This window comes from Hyphomonas sp. UBA3601 (genome assembly GCF_002375605.1).
Taxonomy (GTDB): Bacteria; Pseudomonadota; Alphaproteobacteria; order Caulobacterales; family Hyphomonadaceae; genus Hyphomonas.
The window spans coordinates 19,854-20,131 of the sequence record NZ_DFME01000086.1 but is presented as its reverse complement, the minus strand read 5'-3'; the positions used below and the strand labels follow the sequence as shown (position 1 = coordinate 20,131).

Genomic DNA, 278 nt, shown 5'->3' with positions numbered 1-278 from the left:
CAGGCGGCCTCACCGGATCGCGAAGAAGTCGACGGCAAGGGCGCAGGCCACGCCTGTGGCCACAACCTGTTCGGCGCGGGCTCTGTCTCTGCGGCGGTCGCGATCCGCCACTGGCTGGAAGACACCGGCACGCCGGGTCGCATCCGCGTTTATGGGACGCCCGCAGAAGAGGGGGGCTCTGGCAAGGTCTACATGGTCCGCGCGGGCCTCTTCAACGATGTCGACATTGCCATGCACTGGCATCCTGGCGACCGGAACTCAGCGGCAGCCAACACGTC

At 67.3% G+C, this 278-nt stretch carries 1 protein-coding gene; it reads left to right on the top strand.

Going from position 1 to position 278, the window contains the following annotated elements; translation table 11 throughout:
- Positions 1–278: M20/M25/M40 family metallo-hydrolase (locus tag B4F73_RS08885; RefSeq protein WP_290483043.1), on the top strand; the 278-nt coding region annotated here is incomplete at both ends.